This is a genomic window from Micromonospora sp. NPDC047762 (genome assembly GCF_043204655.1).
In the GTDB taxonomy this organism is placed as follows: domain Bacteria; phylum Actinomycetota; class Actinomycetes; order Mycobacteriales; family Micromonosporaceae; genus Micromonospora.
In genome coordinates this window covers 430,947-445,834 of the sequence record NZ_JBIDCQ010000002.1, presented here as the reverse complement: position 1 = coordinate 445,834, position 14,888 = coordinate 430,947, and the positions used below count along the sequence as shown (strand labels likewise).

Sequence of the window (14,888 nt, the reverse complement as noted above, 5' to 3'; positions counted from 1 at the left end):
GAAAATGCCGGCTCGTACGGAGAACTCGGAGGATCCCATGACCGCTGCGGGGAACGGTGCACAGACCGCTGGCCGGCCCACCCGCCTGCCTCGCTCCGCGCGTCGTAAGCAGCTTCTCGCTGCGGCGCAGGAGGTGTTCGTCGCGCAGGGCTACCACGCCGCCGCGATGGACGACATCGCCGAGCGGGCCGGGGTCTCGAAGCCGGTGCTCTACCAACACTTTCCCGGAAAGATGGATCTCTACCTGGCGCTGCTCGACACGCACTGTGACGCCATCGTCGCTCAGGTGCAGGATGCGATGCGCGGTACCAGCGACAACAAGGAACGTGTCAGCGCGTCGGTACGGGCGTACTTCGACTTCGTCGACCACGAGAGCGAGGCGTTCCGGCTCGTCTTCGAATCGGACCTGCGCAACGACCCGGCCGTACGGCAGCGGGTGGAGCGGGTCGAGCAGGGCTGCATCGCGGCGATCACCGACACCATCATCTCCGACACCGGGGTGAGTCGGGCGCACGCCGAGCTGCTGGCCTCCGGGCTGGTCGGCGCGGCGGAGACGGCCGCACAGTTCTGGCTGGCCGGCGGCCGACAGGTGCCGAAGGCCGAAGCTGAGGCGTTGGTGGCCGCGCTGTCGTGGCGGGGCATCGCGAGCTTCCCGCTGCAAGGTGAGTCAGCCTGACCGCCGGGCCCGTGATCGGATAGCCTTCGCAGGGCGGTTCTCTCGCCCCAGTTGAGGAGGCACAGTGGAGGTCAAGATCGGCGTGCAGTACGCGCCACGCGAGCTGGTAGTGGACAGCGCGCAGTCGCCGGCCGAGATCGAGCAGATCGTGACCGACGCCTTCGCCGGCAACGGCGGCACGCTCTCCCTGACCGACGAGAAGGGCCGGCGGGTCATCGTTCCGGTCGAGAAGGTCGCCTACGTCGAGATCGCCGAGGCGTCGTCCCGGGCGGTCGGGTTCACCGTCCGCTGACCGGTCCGGCCATCGCGGCAGGTCGGCACTCGGCCCACCTGCCGCAGGCCGGAGCCGGCCGACCCGGCCGGGTGGTCAGTTGTTCAGCCCGGCGGCGGCCATTCGCGCGGTGTGCGCGGTGGTGAGCCTGCCGAACAGCCCCGGCACGTCGACCCGGCCGTCGTGTGCGATCAGCGCGGTGAGGGTGGCCCGCTCGGCGGCGACACGGCCGGCCTGGGACAACGCCTCACCCACCAGCCGTCGGGCCCACATGGAGAGCCGACCGGCCACCCGGGGGTCGTCGGCGACGGCCACCCGGATCTCCGCAGCGGCGAAGTCCGCGTACCGGGAGTCGTGCAGGACGTCCAGCACCAGCGCCCGGTCCGGTTCCTCCAGCGCGTCGGCAATCTCGCGAACGAAGTCGTCGGTGATCGCGTCGCCCACGTACGCCTTCGTCACCACCTCCGCCCAGTCCCGCGGCTCGGTCGAGTCGTGGTACGCCTGCAACGGCTCGACATAGGGCGCCATCGCATCCTCGGGCGGTACGCCCAACGCGGTGAGCCGGTCGGCGAGGCGCCGGTAGTTGGCGATCTCAGCCGCGGCCATCTCGTTGAGCGCTGCCCGGCGGCGCAGGTCAGGAGCGAGCCGGGCATCACCCGCCATCCGCTCGAAGGCGAGCAGCTCGCCGAAGGCGACCAGACCCAGCAAATCGGCGTACGCGGAACCGGAGGCGGACACGAGCGGCAGGCTATCGCGTGGCTGCCCTCCGCGCTGGCCCCCGCCGATCACGAAGTCATGGTGCCCGGTTGCTGGGTTTTTGAACCTTTTGTCCACTACCGCAACTCCATGATCGACGCTGGCGGGGGCGGGGCGCGGCGAACGAGGGCGCGGGCGGGACTGGGGGCTGGTGTGGGGTGGGTCACAATTGCTTGCCCCGCGTGGCGAGTGGCCGACTGGGAATCGGGACGGGGGTATGCCTGTTCAGGTAACATGGAGCAGTTGCCGTGGGCGCCGATCTGATCGAAGCTCAGCCCGCGGCGCGCGTGCGGCCCGGTCCGGCTCGGCAATCTGCCGCCGACCGTGTGGCCCGCGTCATACCGAACGCGCCCTGAGGACATGACGGGCGCACCCACGAGAGGGCACCCCCACATCCACATGAGCGACCTGACTCAAGATTTGCTGGACGGCCAGGAACTGGCCCCCACCGCCCCGGTTCGACCGGAGGCCCCCACGTTCGCCGCACTCGGCGCCCGCGCCGAGACCGTCGAGGCCCTGGCCTCGGCCGGCATCACCCGCGCCTTCGCCATCCAGGAGTACGCGATCCCGATCGCGCTGCGCGGCGTCGACCTGATCGGCCAGGCGCCCACCGGCACCGGCAAGACCCTCGGCTTCGGCGTACCGCTGCTCGACCGGGTCTTCGCCCCGGGCGAGGGCAGCGACGGCGTCCCCCAGGCGCTGGTCGTCGTCCCCACCCGTGAGCTGGGCATCCAGGTCGCCAAGGACCTGGCCGCCGCCGGCCGGACGCGTGGCGTCCGGGTGCTGCCGATCTACGGCGGCGTGGCGTACGAGCCGCAGATCGACGCGCTGCGCAAGGGCGTCGAGATCCTGGTCGGCACGCCCGGCCGACTGATGGACCTGCAGAAGCAGAAGCACCTCCGGCTCGACCGGGTGCACGCGCTCGTCCTCGACGAGGCCGACCGGATGCTCGACCTGGGCTTCCTCGACGACGTCGAGAAGATCCTGGCGATGCTTCCGGAAGACCGGCAGACGATGCTCTTCTCGGCCACCATGCCGGACCCGATCGTCACCCTGTCGCGGCGCTTCCTGCGCCAGCCGATGACGATCCACGCCGGGCACACCGCCGAGACCGGCCCGTCGCCGCAGACCCAGCAGTTGGTCTACCGCACCCACTCGATGAACAAGGTCGAGGTGGTGGCGCGCATCCTCCAGGCGGAGGGGCGCGGGCTGACCATGATCTTCACGCGTACCAAGCGGGCGGCCGACCGGGTCGCCGAGGATCTCGACTTCCGTGGCTTCGCGGTCGCCGCCGTACATGGTGACCTCGGCCAGGGTGCCCGTGAGCGGGCGCTGCGGGCCTTCCGGGCCGGCAAGATCGACATCCTGGTCGCCACCGACGTGGCGGCCCGTGGGCTGGACGTCACAGGCGTCACCCACGTCATCAACTACGACTGCCCGGAAGACCAGGACACCTACACCCACCGGATCGGTCGTACCGGCCGGGCCGGCGCGACGGGTGTCGCGGTGACCTTCGTCGACTGGGACGACATGCCGCGCTGGCGGATCATCGACAAGACCCTCGGTCTGGAGATGCCGGAGCCGCCGGAGACGTACCACACGTCGCCGCACCTCTACACCGACCTGCACATCTCCACCGAGGTCAGCGGCACGCTGCCCACGGCCGAGCGCACCCGGGCCGGGCTGTCCGCCGAGATCGAAGAGGATCTGGGTGGGACGACCCGCTCCCGTCGGGGCGACAGCGGTGGTCGTGGCCCCCGACGCGGCGAGAGTCGTGGTGAGGGTCGCGGCGAGCGCCGTGGTCGGGGCGATGGCCGCCGCGACCGCTCCGACGCCGCCACGCCGGCCGCCGCCGAGGCACCTGCGGCCGACGCCGCCGACGAAGGCACCCGTACCCCTCGCCGTCGGCGTCGCCGCCGGGCCGGCGAGGCGGTCACGGCCGAGACGACGGCGGTGATCTCCGCCGACGCCGGCCCGTCCGAGCCGGCCACCGCGTCCGAGGGCGAGGCGTCCAAGCCGCGTCGCCGACGCCGCCGCCGTGGTGGCGGTTCCGATGCGGGTACGCCGGCCGAAGCGACAGCGGACTGACCACCAGCCACACCTGACATCCCCCGCACCGCCTCGCGCGGTACGGGGGATGTTCCCTTCTCCCACCCCACCTGCCGAAGATGGAACGATGCCGCAACCACTGGACGCCGCCCTGACCGAGGTTCGGGCGCTGCTGCTCGACCCCGCGCTGACCCGGGCGGTCGCCGCCGGACGTCGACGCGGTCGCCGCCCCACAGTTGAGCGGGCCGAACTGCGGCCGGTGCGGCTCAAGGCCGGGCCCCGGATGCAGATCACCACGTCCGACGGTGCTCGCCCCTACACCCGCAACCTCGCCTCCGGCCCGGAGGCCGCTGCGGCGATCGACGAACTGCTGGCCGAGCCGTTCGGCAACTGGCACGTCGAGACGGCCGACGCGACCCTTCAGCTGCGGGTGACCAAGTCCGGCGAGGCGCAGGTGCATCGGGCCGCGACGTCCCGTCCGGTGGCGACGCCCACCGGGAACGACCGGGCGAAGGAATACCTGCTCGACCCCGGTGACCCGATCTTCGCCGAGATCGGCGGCTCGGCGGCCAAGCGCCGCCAGGTGGACGCGTTCCTGCGGGCCCTGGCCGCTACCCTGCCCGACGACCTGACGGGTTCGCTACGGGTGGTCGACCTGGGCTGCGGCAACGCCTACCTGACGTTCGCGGCGTACCGCTACCTGACAAGTCGGGGGCTCGACGTCCAACTGGTCGGCGTGGACGTCCGGGAGGACCAGCGGCGGCGCAACACCGAGCTGGCGCAGCGGCTCGGCTGGGCCGACCAGGTCAGCTTCGTGGCCGGGACGATCGCCGACGCTGTCGTCGACCCCGCGCCCGACCTGGTGCTGGCGCTGCACGCCTGCGACACCGCCACCGACGAGGCGCTGGCCCGCGCGGTGCGCTGGGAGGCCCGTTGGGTGCTGGCCGCGCCGTGCTGCCACCACGATCTGGCGAAGCAGCTCCGCGCCCATCCCGCCCCGACCCCGTACGAGCTGCTGACCCGGCAGGGCATCCTGCGCGAGCGCTTCGCCGACGTGCTCACCGACGCGCTGCGCGCCGGGTTGCTGCGGGTGCACGGCTACCGGACCGAGGTGGTGGAGTTCGTGGACTCGCAGCACACCCCGCGTAACCTGCTGATCCGCGCCCGTCGTACCGGTGCCGGGGCGACCGGGCCACAGCGCGCGGAGTACCGCGAGCTGGTGGACCAGTGGCAGGTCACTCCCCGGCTGGAGACCCTGCTGGCCGCCGAAGAGGCACCCCCGGGCGACTAGCGTCGGCGGCCCCGGCCACCGTTGCGCTCGCTGGCACCACGGTCGAGGACAGACACCCGGTCGGCGGCGGGCCGCTGGACGGCCCAGTCACCGTCGACCGGGGCGGTCGGGAATGGCACGACCTTGCCCTCGGTCTCGGCGTTGCCGGCTGCCGCGAAGGCGTTCCAGGAGATGTCGACCAGCAGCTTCTTCACCTCGGCGTGCCGGATGGCGGCGTTGTGTTGCAACGCCATCCGGGCGCCGAGCAGGACAGCGACCAGCGTGGTGGTGATGGCACCGGTGGCGGCCAGCACCTCGAGACCGGTCGCGGAGTCGGTGCGGAGCACCAGGACCAGCAACCAGATCCAGAACGCGGCGGCGAAGACGCCGGCCTTGGCGACGAAGAAGAGGCTCACCGCACCGGGCTGGTACGGCTGGGGGCGGCTCAATTCGGCCATGGTGCTCCTCGGCGATGGTCCGGTCGGAGGCGGCAGGCGACAGACGCGATGTCGGGACGGGCACCGAGCTTAATGGAAGAACGATGAAGATCGCTCGATGCAATTTTCGTTCTGCACACACGCTTCCAGAGAAAAGTCTCGCCCACGGGACAGTTTGTGCGGTCAGTCAATTGTTTCCGGCTTCTCGCGTACTACCCTCGGAAGGCGCATCGTCCCGGTGCTCCGGCAGGGGGGAAGACACGCAGGGATGGGATCAGCCGACGTATCACCGCAGATGGCCTTTGCTCGCTTCGTCCGGCGCGCCATCGATGACGCTCGCGACGAACGTGGCTGGACCGTGACTGATCTTGCCTCGCACACGGGCGTGGGCCGCTCCACCGTCTTCCGCTGGCTGGCCGGCGACTGGCAGGACTATCCCGAGTTGGCCAAGGTGCGCGGCTTCTGCGCCGCGCTGGATCTGCCGGTCGCTGCCGCGTTCCGCGCGCTCGGCCTGCCCGACGCCGGGCCCGCTCCTCGCCGACGCCACGACGACGGCCCGGTCGAGGCCGACGTCCGGGCCATCCTGGACCGGCTGGCCGACCCCACGGTCCCCGCCGAGGAGAAGCACCACATCCGCGACCTGCTCCGCTACCTGGCCCGCCGCCCCATCCGCCGAGCCAGCTGACCCGCCCCGCCCCGGCCCCGGGCCTCGCCCCTTGATGCCGTTGATCATGAAGTTATTGCCACGACACGCCGAGGCGAAGGGCAATAACTTCATGATCAACGGGACAGTGGTCGGGGAGCCGGGCTAGGGGACGGTCAGGGTGAACTCGGCCGTTCGGACTTCCGCGTTCACCTGGAAGTCGAGGTAGAGGCGGTAGCGGCCCGCACCAGGGGTGGTCAACCAGAACTTGATCTGACCGTCCACCAACTCGGCCTCCGGGTGCACGTGCAGATAGCCGAGGTCGCCCTCGCGCAACGCCACCAGGTGCCCGTACGCCCCGAGGTACCGCTCCAACTGGGTTGCGCCACCAGCACCATCCACCCGGAAGGTCAGCGGCACTGTCGCCCCGGCCTGCGCGGTGCCCTGGTAGCCGACGGTGAAGCCGTCCACGGTCGTCGATGTGGCCGGCCCCGGCAGTGGACGGGGTCGGTAGTCGCCGGGGGCCACCAGGTCCGCGCCGAGGGTCACAGCGGTCTGCGCGCCGTTGTCGGTGACCACCGTGAAATCGGCGTACGCGCGCCAGAGGCCGGGCTGCGCGAGGGTCAACGGCACCGACCAGGTGCCGTCCGCCGCCATGGTCGGGTGCAGGTGCTGATAACCGGTCAGGTCCCGCCGGACGACGATGAGGTGCATCGGCTTGTCGTGCACGATGGCGAACCGGCTGATCGGCCGGCGCTGCGCGTCGCGCACCTGGAAGCGGAGCTGACCCGGGCGACCCGCCACGAACTCGGTGGCCAGAGGCACCAGGGTGAACCCGGCCGAGCTGACCGCCAGACCGCCCGGCTCGACGGCCGCGCCCTGATCGGTGGCCGTGACACTGCCGTGGTTGTGCGGCGCGACGCCCGGTGGGTCGGTGTGCTCGGCGGCCAACGACGGGCTGCCGGTGACAGCGCCGTTGGCGTTCAGCCGGCCGAGGCCGAAGCCGAGCAGCACCGCCAGCACCAGCCCGCCGACCACCAGCGCCAGCCGGAGGGTGCTCCGGTCCGGCTCGACGGGGCCCTGGTCAGCCACGACCGACGCCCAGCGCCTGACCGGCCTCGCCGCCAGCGATCCTGCCCGCAATGGTCCGCGCACGGGTGAAGGGCTGCTGGTCGGTCATGCCGACCACGGTACCGTCGCGCCCGGCCGGGTCAGGCCGACGCCCGGACAGCGTGGCGACCGTCGCACTCGACACCGCCCGGGAACTTTCCCACCCCGACCGGCGCAGATCGCGCCGCAGCGCCGGGCAACGCCCCGAACAGGCACGGACCGCAGCGCAGACCCGAACATCGCCGAGGGAAACCGACGTGCGGGCAGCGGGTCAGCCGGCCACGGCGAGGGCGAGCGGAAGCACGTCGGTCGCGCCGGCCCGACGCAGGGCCCGGGCCACCAGCGTCATCGTCCAGCCCGAGTCGATCAGATCGTCGACGAGCAGCACCGGGCCGTCCAGCTCGGCCAGGGCGTCGGCCAGGTCGGCCGGCACGGTGAAGGCGTCGTGCAGCGCGCGTACCCGTTGGGCGCTGTTGCCGCGCGGCCCGGCCGGGCCGTCGGGGCCGGCTGCGGTGACCTCGCCGAGCAGCGGAAGCCGGCCCACTGTGGCGATCCGCTCGGCCAGCGAGCCGAGCAGCCGGGGCCGCCGCCGGGAACCGACAGCGACCACCGCCACCGGCCGACGAGGCCACGGGTTGTCGCCGTGCGCCCACGCTTTCAGCACCTCCACGACCGCGCCGGCGACATCGTCGGGCACCGGCGCGTCCGGCGCTTCCGGGCCGACGAGGGCACGCAACCGGCTGCCCCAGCCCAGGTCGGAGAGGCGCCCGACGGCCCGGCCCGGCAGCGCCTGCTCCGCGGGGGCGATCCGGCCCTTGAGGGGTACGCCCACCGCGTCGAGCCCGGTCGGCCAGAGCTTCTTCGGAGCGATCTCCACGCCGGGTCGACCCAGGAAGGTCTGCGCGGCGGCGAGCGCTGCTGTCGACACGTCTGCGGCGAAGAGTGGGTCGGCGCACCTGTCGCATCGGCCGCAGTCGACCGCCTCGGTGTCGTCCAGGCGTTCCCGTAGATACCGCATCCGGCAGTCGGACGTCGTCGCGTACTCCCGCATGGCCTGTTGCTCGACGGTGCGCGCCTCGGCGACGCGGCGCAACCGGGCCTCGTCGTAGATCCACGGCTCGCCGGTGGCGAGCCAACCACCGCGCACCCGGCGGACCGCGCCGTCCACGTCGAGCACCTTGAGCATCAGCTCCAGCCGGGCCCGGCGCAGGTCGACGAGGGGTTCGAGGGCCTGCGTGGAGAGCGGGCGGTCGGTGTGCAGGGCGGCCAGCACGGCCCGGACCTGCTGCTCCGGCGGGAACGCCAGCGAGGCGAAGTAACGCCAGATCGCTGCGTCCTCGACGCCGGGCAGCAGCAGCACCTCGGCGTGCTCGACGGCGCGGCCCGCGCGGCCGACCTGCTGGTAGTACGCGATCGGCGAGGGTGGCGCGCCGAGGTGGACGACGAAGCCCAGGTCAGGCTTGTCGAAGCCCATGCCGAGGGCGCTGGTGGCGACCAACGCCTTGATCTTGTTGTCGAGCAGGTCCTGTTCGGCGGCGCGCCGGTCGGCGTCGTCGGACTGCCCGCTGTACGAGGCGACCGGGTAGCCCCGGGAGCGCAGGAACTCGGCGGTCTCCCCGGCTGCGGCCACTGTCAGCGTGTAGACGATGCCCGAGCCGGGCAGCTGGTCCAGGTGGTCGGCGAGCCAGGCCAGCCGGTGCGCCGGGCTGGGCAGGTCGAGCACCCCGAGGCGCAGCGACTCGCGGTCCAGGGTGCCGCGCAGGATGAGGGCGTCGCCCAGCTGCTCGGCGACGTCCTGGGTGACCCGGGCATTGGCGGTGGCGGTGGTTGCCAGCACGGGGGTGCGTTCGGGCAGCTCGGCGAGGAACGTCCGCAGCCGCCGGTAGTCCGGCCGGAAGTCGTGCCCCCAGTCGGAGACGCAGTGCGCCTCGTCGACCACCAGCAGGCCGGTGGTGGCGGCCAACTTCGGCAGGACGCCGTCGCGGAAATCCGGGTTGTTGAGGCGTTCCGGGCTGATCAGCAGCACGTCCACAGCGCCGGTCTGGATCTCGGCGGTGATCTCGTCCCACTCGTCGAGGTTCGCCGAGTTGATCGTGCGGGCCCGGATGCCGGCCCGCGCGGCGGCCTCGACCTGGTTGCGCATCAACGCCAGCAGCGGCGAGACGATGACTGTCGGGCCGTGCTCCCCCCGCTCCCGCAGCAGGGCGGTGGCCACGAAGTAGACAGCCGACTTGCCCCAACCGGTGCGCTGGACGCAGAGCACCCGCCGCCGGTCGACGACCAGCGCCTCGATGGCGCGCCACTGATCCTCGCGCAGCCGGGCGTGGTCGCCGGCCAGCCGGCGCAGCACCGCCTCGGCCCGCTCGCGTACCGCTGCCCGCTCTGCTGTCTTCACCCGGCATTTCTACCAGCGCCGTCCGTCATACCCCTGTTGATCAAGAGGTTTGCGTCACCATCCGGTCGGAATCTGACGCAAACCTCTTGATCAACGGGTAGATCAGCCCGGGGTTATCGGCGGGGGCGGAGGGCTCGGGTCAGGTGGGACAGGCGGGGGGCCAGACTGGTCAGGCCGCCTGGGAAGAAGTAGACGGCCAAAATGAAGACAGTGCCCAGGACGAACAGCGGCTGGCTCAGCGGACGGCTGAGGACGGCCGGCAGGTTGTCCACCGCGTCGCTCGTGCCGAAGGCGGTGAGCCGGTGGTCCAGGTACATGTAGAGGACACCACCGAGCACCGGACCCCACCGGGTGCCCGGCCCGCCGAGCACCACCATGACCAGCAGCGACAGGGTCAGCTCGGAGGACGTGATGTGCGGCGACGCGCCGCCGACGATCAGGACGTAGACCACCCCGCCCGCCGACGCCAACCCGCCGGCCAAGGTGAACGCCACCAGCTTGTAGCGGTACGGGTCCAACCCGAGCACGCCGATCCGCCGCTCGTCGTCACGCAGCCCGGCGAGCACCCGACCGGTCGGTGAGCCGCTCACCCGGTGCACCACGAAGACCACCAGCGTCAGGTACGCCAGCGCCAACCAGTACAGGTTGACAGTGTTCGTCACCCCGACCAGCCCGGCGGGCAGCCCTGACACGTCCAGCGGCAGGCCCTCCTCGCCACCGGTGAGCCCGCCGAAGTCCCGGGCCACCAGGATCGCGCCCACCTGGGCGAAGGCCAGCGTGACCATGGCGAACGCGATGCCCACGGTACGCAGCGCCACAGCGCCGAGCAGCGCGGCGAGGATGGTGCCGCCGGTGATGGTCAGCAGCGCCGCCTGCCACAGCGGCAGACCGGCCCTGGTGACCAGGATGTCGGTGCCGTAGACACCGGCGGCGAAGTACAGCGCGTGCCCGAAGGAGAGCATCCCGGTCCGGCCGAAGAGCAGGTCGTACCCGGCCGCCAGCCCGCCGAAGATCAGGCAGATGGCGAGAATCTGCAGGGTGCCGGGTGAGTTGACCGGCCCCTCGAAGATCCCCGGTAGGGAGATCGTCGAGTACGGCAGGATCGCCAGCACGACAAGCGCTACCAGCGGCAGGAACGGGCGCACCCGGTGCCACCGCCCCCGCTGCGGGGTCAACTCGTCGGGCACCTGCGCGGGAGGAGCGTCGATCACCGTCATGCCGTTGCCACCTTTCCGGCGATGCCCTGCGGGCGCAGCAGCAGCACCACGGCCAGCAGCCCGACCACGCAGATGTCGCCCAGCCCGGACGTGCCGTAGTAGTTGACGAACTGCTGCACCAGCCCGACCACGACCGCCGCGTACGCGGAGCCGACGACCGAGCCCATCCCGCCGATCACCACCACGATGAACGCGAAGATCAGCAGCGAGCCGCCCTGCCCGGGCGAGACGGTGCCGAAGTAGACCCCGCCGAGCGCGCCGGCGAGCGCCGCGGCCGCCCCACCGATCGCGAAGACCAGCGTGAACGCCTTGCGGACGTCGATGCCCAGCGCGGTCACCATCTCCCGGTTCTCCACGCCGGCCCGGATCACCAGGCCGTACCGGGTCCACCGCAGGAACGCCAGGATCGCGCCGAGCACCAGCACCGCCGCGATGATCAGCAGCAGGCCACCGTTGGGCACCTGCGCGCCGAAGATCCCGGTCACCTGCCGGGTCCAGTCCGGACGCGGGAACGGACGGGCGTCCGCACCCCAGGTGGCCTGGAGCAGCGCCACCCCGGCCAGCGACAGCCCGACGGTGACCAGCACCTGCTCGATGGTGCGGGAGTACAGCGGGCGGATCAGCACCAGCTCGACCAGGATCGCGACCAGCGTGCCGGCGGCCACCCCGAAGGCCACAGCGAACACGAAGCCGAACCCGTCCGGGCCGGCGCCCGGCAGGTTGCCCGCCGCCCACCAGGTGCCGTACGCGCCGACGCCGAGGAACAGCCCGTGCGCGAAGTTGAGCACGTCGGCCAGGCCGAAGACCAGGGACAGGCCGGACGCGACTAGGAAGTACAGCGCCGCCAGCCCGAGCCCGGTCAGCGCCAACAGAATCACGGTGCCCATCAGTGCGACACCTCCGCCGAGCCGACACCGAGCAGTGACTTCGTCAACGCGGTCTCCAACAGCAACTCGTGGGCGTCGCCGGTCCAGGCCACCTTGCCGGCGGCCAGCACGACCGCGTCGCGGGCCAGTCGGCGTACGACGGCGAGGTTCTGCTCGACCAGCAGCACCGGCACCGACTCCGCGACCCGTTCCAACACCTCGGCCACCTCGGTCACCACCTTCGGCGCCAACCCCTTGGTCGGCTCGTCGACGAGCAGCAGCCGGTTGTCGTTGAGCAGCACCCGACCGATGGCGAGCATCTGCTGCTGCCCGCCGGACAGCGAACCGGCCCGTTGCCGTCCGCGTCGGTCCAGCTCCGGAAAGAGCGCGAAGACCTTGTCGTACGCCGGGGTGGTGCCGCGCCGCTCGGCGAGCCGCAGGTTCTCCGCGACGGTGAGCCCGGCGAACACGCAGCGGTCCTCGGGCACGTAGCCGAGCCCACCGCGGACCAGCCGGTGCGTCGGCCGGGCCAGCAGACTCTGCGCGCCCATCCGGATGGTGCCGCGGACCTCCCCGGCCGGCGGGGTGAGGCCGACGATCGCGCGCAGCGTGGTGGTCTTGCCGACGCCGTTGCGACCGAGCAGCACTGTCACGCCGGTCGGGGCGACAGTGAAGGACACCCCCTGGAGGATGTGCAGCCCGGAGATCCGGACCGACAGGTCCTCCACACTGAGGATCGGTTCCATCACTGAGATGCCTCCGTTCGCGACTGCGGGGCTCGCAAACCCGGCTCACTCCTCGCGCTCACAGCGACTCCCCCAGATAGGCCTCTTGCACTGTGGGGTTGGCCATCACCGTCTCCGGGGTGTCGCAGGCCAGCAGCGCACCGTGGTGCATGACGGCGATGCGGTCGGCCAGTTCCAGGATGACGTCCATGTGGTGTTCGACCATCAGCACCGCCCGGCCGCTGTCGCCGGTCAACGACTTGATGACGGCGACCAGCTCCGGCACGTCCTCGGCGCTGACCCCGGCCATCGGCTCGTCCAGCAGCATCACCCGCGGTTCACCGGCGAGCAGCAGGGCGATCTCCAGCTTGCGCTTCTCGCCGTGGGCCAGGGTGCCGGCGAGGGCCGTACCCCGGTGGGCGAGGCCGACCCGGTCGAGCGCCGCGTCGGCGGCGACGGCGACCTCCCGGTCGGCCGCCGCCCGCCGCCACAACGCCATTGAGCCCCCGCGGTGCGCCTGTACGGCGAGCCGGACGTTCTCCCGCACGCTCAGCGAGCCGAAGACCGAGGACGCCTGGAAGGTACGGCCCAGACCGAGGCGGGCCCGCCGGTGCGGCGGGAGCTCCCCGATGTCCTGCCCGTCCAGGACGACCCGGCCCTCAGTGGCCCGGCGCAGGCCGGTGATCAGGTTGAACAGTGAGGTCTTACCGGCGCCGTTCGGCCCGATGACGCCCAGGAACTCCCCGGGCGCCAGGTCGAGGTAGACGCTGTCGACGATGGCGACCTCACCGATCCGCCAGGTCAGACCGCGGGTGGCGAGCATGGTCAGCCCTTCATGGCCACGGCCGGCGGCGCGGTCTCGTCACCGGTGAGGCTCTTCTGCGCGGTCGCCGTGAACGCGGTGCCACTGCCGGTCAGCTTGGCCTGGAACATCGGCTGGAGCAGCGCGTGGTCGGCGGCCCGGATGGTCATCTTGCCCTTGACCCCGTCGAAGCTCCAGCCCTCCAGAGCGGTGACCATCTTGTCGACGTCGTCCCCACCCTCCTGCGCGGCGCGGACCACCATCTGCGCGGCGGCGAAGCCGTCCGGGTGGAACAGGTCGATGGTGTTGACCTTTGCCTTCAGCGCCTTGCTGGCCTCGGTGTCGCTGGCACCGTCGAAGTAGTGCGACAGGAAGGAGATCTTCGCGCCGGCGGCACCGAAGGTCGGCCACGAGGCGCGGATGTCCAGGCCGGTGACGACAGTGGTGGACGAGAGGACGCCCTGTTGGTCGAGGGTCTGCCACATGGCCGGGGCGGTCGTGCCCGCCCACGCCACGAAGAGCAGGTCCGGCTTGGCGGCCTTGATCTGACTGGCGAACGGGGTGAACTCGGTGGCACTGGCCGGGGCCCGGACGCTGCTCACCGTCGCGCCCGCGCTGCCGATGACAGCCTTGACGGCGGCCTCGTTGGCGTCACCGAACGCGCCGTCCTGGGCGAAGACCACCACCTTCTTGCCGGTGGGGTCGCCGATGAACGACTTGGCGGTCACCACGTCCTGGTACGACTGCCGACCGGAGCGGAAGGTGTACTTGTTCGCGCCGGTCACCGCGTCCGTGGCGGCCGGACCGGAGATGAACAGCACCTTGTTCTGCGCCGCGATCGGCGCCACCTGGAGCGCCACACCGGAGGCGGTGGAGCCGGCGATGATCTTCGTGCCCTTGCCGATCAGGTCCTTCGCCGCGGAGACCGCCTTGGCCGGATCGCCGGCGTCGTCGACCTCGGTCAGCTCGATCTTCCGGTCACCGACCTTGCCGGTGCCCTGGGTGGCGAAGTCCAGCCCCGCCTTGAACCCCTCGATGTACTGCTTTCCGTAACTGGCCAGGGCTCCCGACTGGGAGTACACCAGGCCGACCTTGACCGGTGCGGCACTGTCGCCGCCGCCGGTGGCGGTGTCCTGCGGGCTGCCACAGGCCGTGGCGGCCAGCGCCGCGGCCATCATCGTGGCGGCGGAGAGGAACGCCCGCCGCGTCGTCCGGACCGTCATTGCGACTCCACATGAGGACTCAGAGGGAGAGAACTTCTTCGTGACGGCTCACGCTAGAAGTGACGTCACCCACGAGCTATGTGGCGGAAACACACAAGTAACAGGATTGAGGTGGCCGGAGGTTACAACGGGCCGCATTACCAGCCGGGAGCTCATGCCCTCGATGGCCCGAACCCCCACGGACCAACCGAACCGTGTGTCGCCCCGCGCCATTCGCCCCGGTTCGGTCAGCCGCACCGCGCCGCACCGCACCGCCCCGCACCGCGCTGCCCCTGCTCCGCGATCTTGCACTTCCTGTCCCGACACAAGCCGCATTCCACCCATGTCGACAACCGAAACCGCATGATCGGCGCGATCTTCTCGCTCCACCTACGGTGACCGACCAGGAGCCCCTTCTCCACGCGTGATGCCCGCACCCCGGGGGCCCCTTCAGGCGGGCGGGCACAGG

Annotated in this window: 14 protein-coding genes; 5 read left to right on the top strand and 9 right to left on the bottom strand. The window is 71.4% G+C overall.

Annotated elements, in window-relative coordinates:
- Positions 1 to 37: 37 nt before the first annotated feature.
- Complete coding sequence (locus ACGF3C_RS07610; RefSeq protein ID WP_030489514.1) at positions 38 to 676, top strand: TetR/AcrR family transcriptional regulator; 639 nt, start codon at positions 38 to 40, stop codon at positions 674 to 676.
- 64 nt (positions 677 to 740) lie between these two features.
- A complete protein-coding gene (locus ACGF3C_RS07605) occupies positions 741 to 968 on the top strand; it encodes a DUF3107 domain-containing protein (RefSeq protein WP_088950288.1) in 228 nt (75 codons plus the stop codon).
- A gap of 75 nt (positions 969 to 1,043) precedes the next feature.
- Here the strand turns inward: ACGF3C_RS07605 and ACGF3C_RS07600 are convergent, their stop codons facing one another.
- Positions 1,044 to 1,685, bottom strand: a complete 642-nt coding sequence (locus tag ACGF3C_RS07600; RefSeq protein WP_393219795.1) for a ferritin-like fold-containing protein — start codon at positions 1,683 to 1,685, stop codon at positions 1,044 to 1,046.
- Positions 1,686 to 2,102: 417 nt separating this feature from the next.
- On the opposite strand from ACGF3C_RS07600, the gene ACGF3C_RS07595 reads away from it, so the two are divergent.
- Together ACGF3C_RS07595 and ACGF3C_RS07590 are read left to right on the top strand one after the other, a co-directional pair.
- Positions 2,103 to 3,791, top strand: a complete 1,689-nt coding sequence (locus tag ACGF3C_RS07595) for a DEAD/DEAH box helicase (protein WP_357233827.1) — start codon at positions 2,103 to 2,105, stop codon at positions 3,789 to 3,791.
- Between the two features lie 88 nt (positions 3,792 to 3,879).
- Positions 3,880 to 5,043 carry a class I SAM-dependent methyltransferase gene (locus ACGF3C_RS07590; protein WP_393219791.1) on the top strand — a complete coding sequence of 388 codons (1,164 nt, stop codon included), beginning with the start codon at positions 3,880 to 3,882 and terminating at the stop codon, positions 5,041 to 5,043.
- Here the strand turns inward: ACGF3C_RS07590 and ACGF3C_RS07585 are convergent.
- Positions 5,040 to 5,480: a hypothetical protein gene (locus tag ACGF3C_RS07585; RefSeq protein ID WP_393219788.1), complete on the bottom strand. Its 441-nt coding sequence runs from the start codon at positions 5,478 to 5,480 to the stop codon at positions 5,040 to 5,042. The genes ACGF3C_RS07590 and ACGF3C_RS07585 overlap by 4 nt on opposite strands.
- Before the next feature lie 247 nt (positions 5,481 to 5,727).
- Here ACGF3C_RS07585 and ACGF3C_RS07580 point away from each other — a divergent pair, with 247 nt between their 5' ends.
- A complete protein-coding gene (locus tag ACGF3C_RS07580) occupies positions 5,728 to 6,144 on the top strand; it encodes a helix-turn-helix domain-containing protein (protein WP_210785506.1) in 417 nt (138 codons plus the stop codon).
- Between the two features lie 123 nt (positions 6,145 to 6,267).
- Here ACGF3C_RS07580 and ACGF3C_RS07575 read toward each other — a convergent pair whose 3' ends face one another.
- From ACGF3C_RS07575 to ACGF3C_RS07545, 7 genes are all read right to left on the bottom strand, one after another.
- A complete protein-coding gene (locus ACGF3C_RS07575; RefSeq protein ID WP_393219784.1) occupies positions 6,268 to 7,194 on the bottom strand; it encodes a hypothetical protein in 927 nt (308 codons plus the stop codon).
- 289 nt (positions 7,195 to 7,483) lie between these two features.
- Positions 7,484 to 9,607: a DEAD/DEAH box helicase gene (locus ACGF3C_RS07570; protein ID WP_393219780.1), complete on the bottom strand. Its 2,124-nt coding sequence runs from the start codon at positions 9,605 to 9,607 to the stop codon at positions 7,484 to 7,486.
- Positions 9,608 to 9,720: 113 nt separating this feature from the next.
- Positions 9,721 to 10,824, bottom strand: coding sequence for a branched-chain amino acid ABC transporter permease (locus ACGF3C_RS07565; RefSeq protein ID WP_357229833.1), 1,104 nt, complete (start codon positions 10,822 to 10,824; stop codon positions 9,721 to 9,723).
- Entirely contained in the window at positions 10,821 to 11,711 is an 891-nt protein-coding gene (locus ACGF3C_RS07560) for a branched-chain amino acid ABC transporter permease (RefSeq protein WP_091402581.1), read from the bottom strand. Before ACGF3C_RS07560 ends, ACGF3C_RS07565 begins: the two co-directional genes overlap by 4 nt.
- A complete protein-coding gene (locus ACGF3C_RS07555; protein WP_357229835.1) occupies positions 11,711 to 12,436 on the bottom strand; it encodes an ABC transporter ATP-binding protein in 726 nt (241 codons plus the stop codon). Before ACGF3C_RS07555 ends, ACGF3C_RS07560 begins: the two co-directional genes overlap by 1 nt.
- 58 nt (positions 12,437 to 12,494) lie before the next feature.
- Positions 12,495 to 13,238, bottom strand: a complete 744-nt coding sequence (locus ACGF3C_RS07550; RefSeq protein WP_357229837.1) for an ABC transporter ATP-binding protein — start codon at positions 13,236 to 13,238, stop codon at positions 12,495 to 12,497.
- Between the two features lie 2 nt (positions 13,239 to 13,240).
- Complete coding sequence (locus ACGF3C_RS07545) at positions 13,241 to 14,440, bottom strand: substrate-binding domain-containing protein (protein ID WP_112699098.1); 1,200 nt, start codon at positions 14,438 to 14,440, stop codon at positions 13,241 to 13,243.
- Positions 14,441 to 14,888 lie beyond the last annotated feature (448 nt).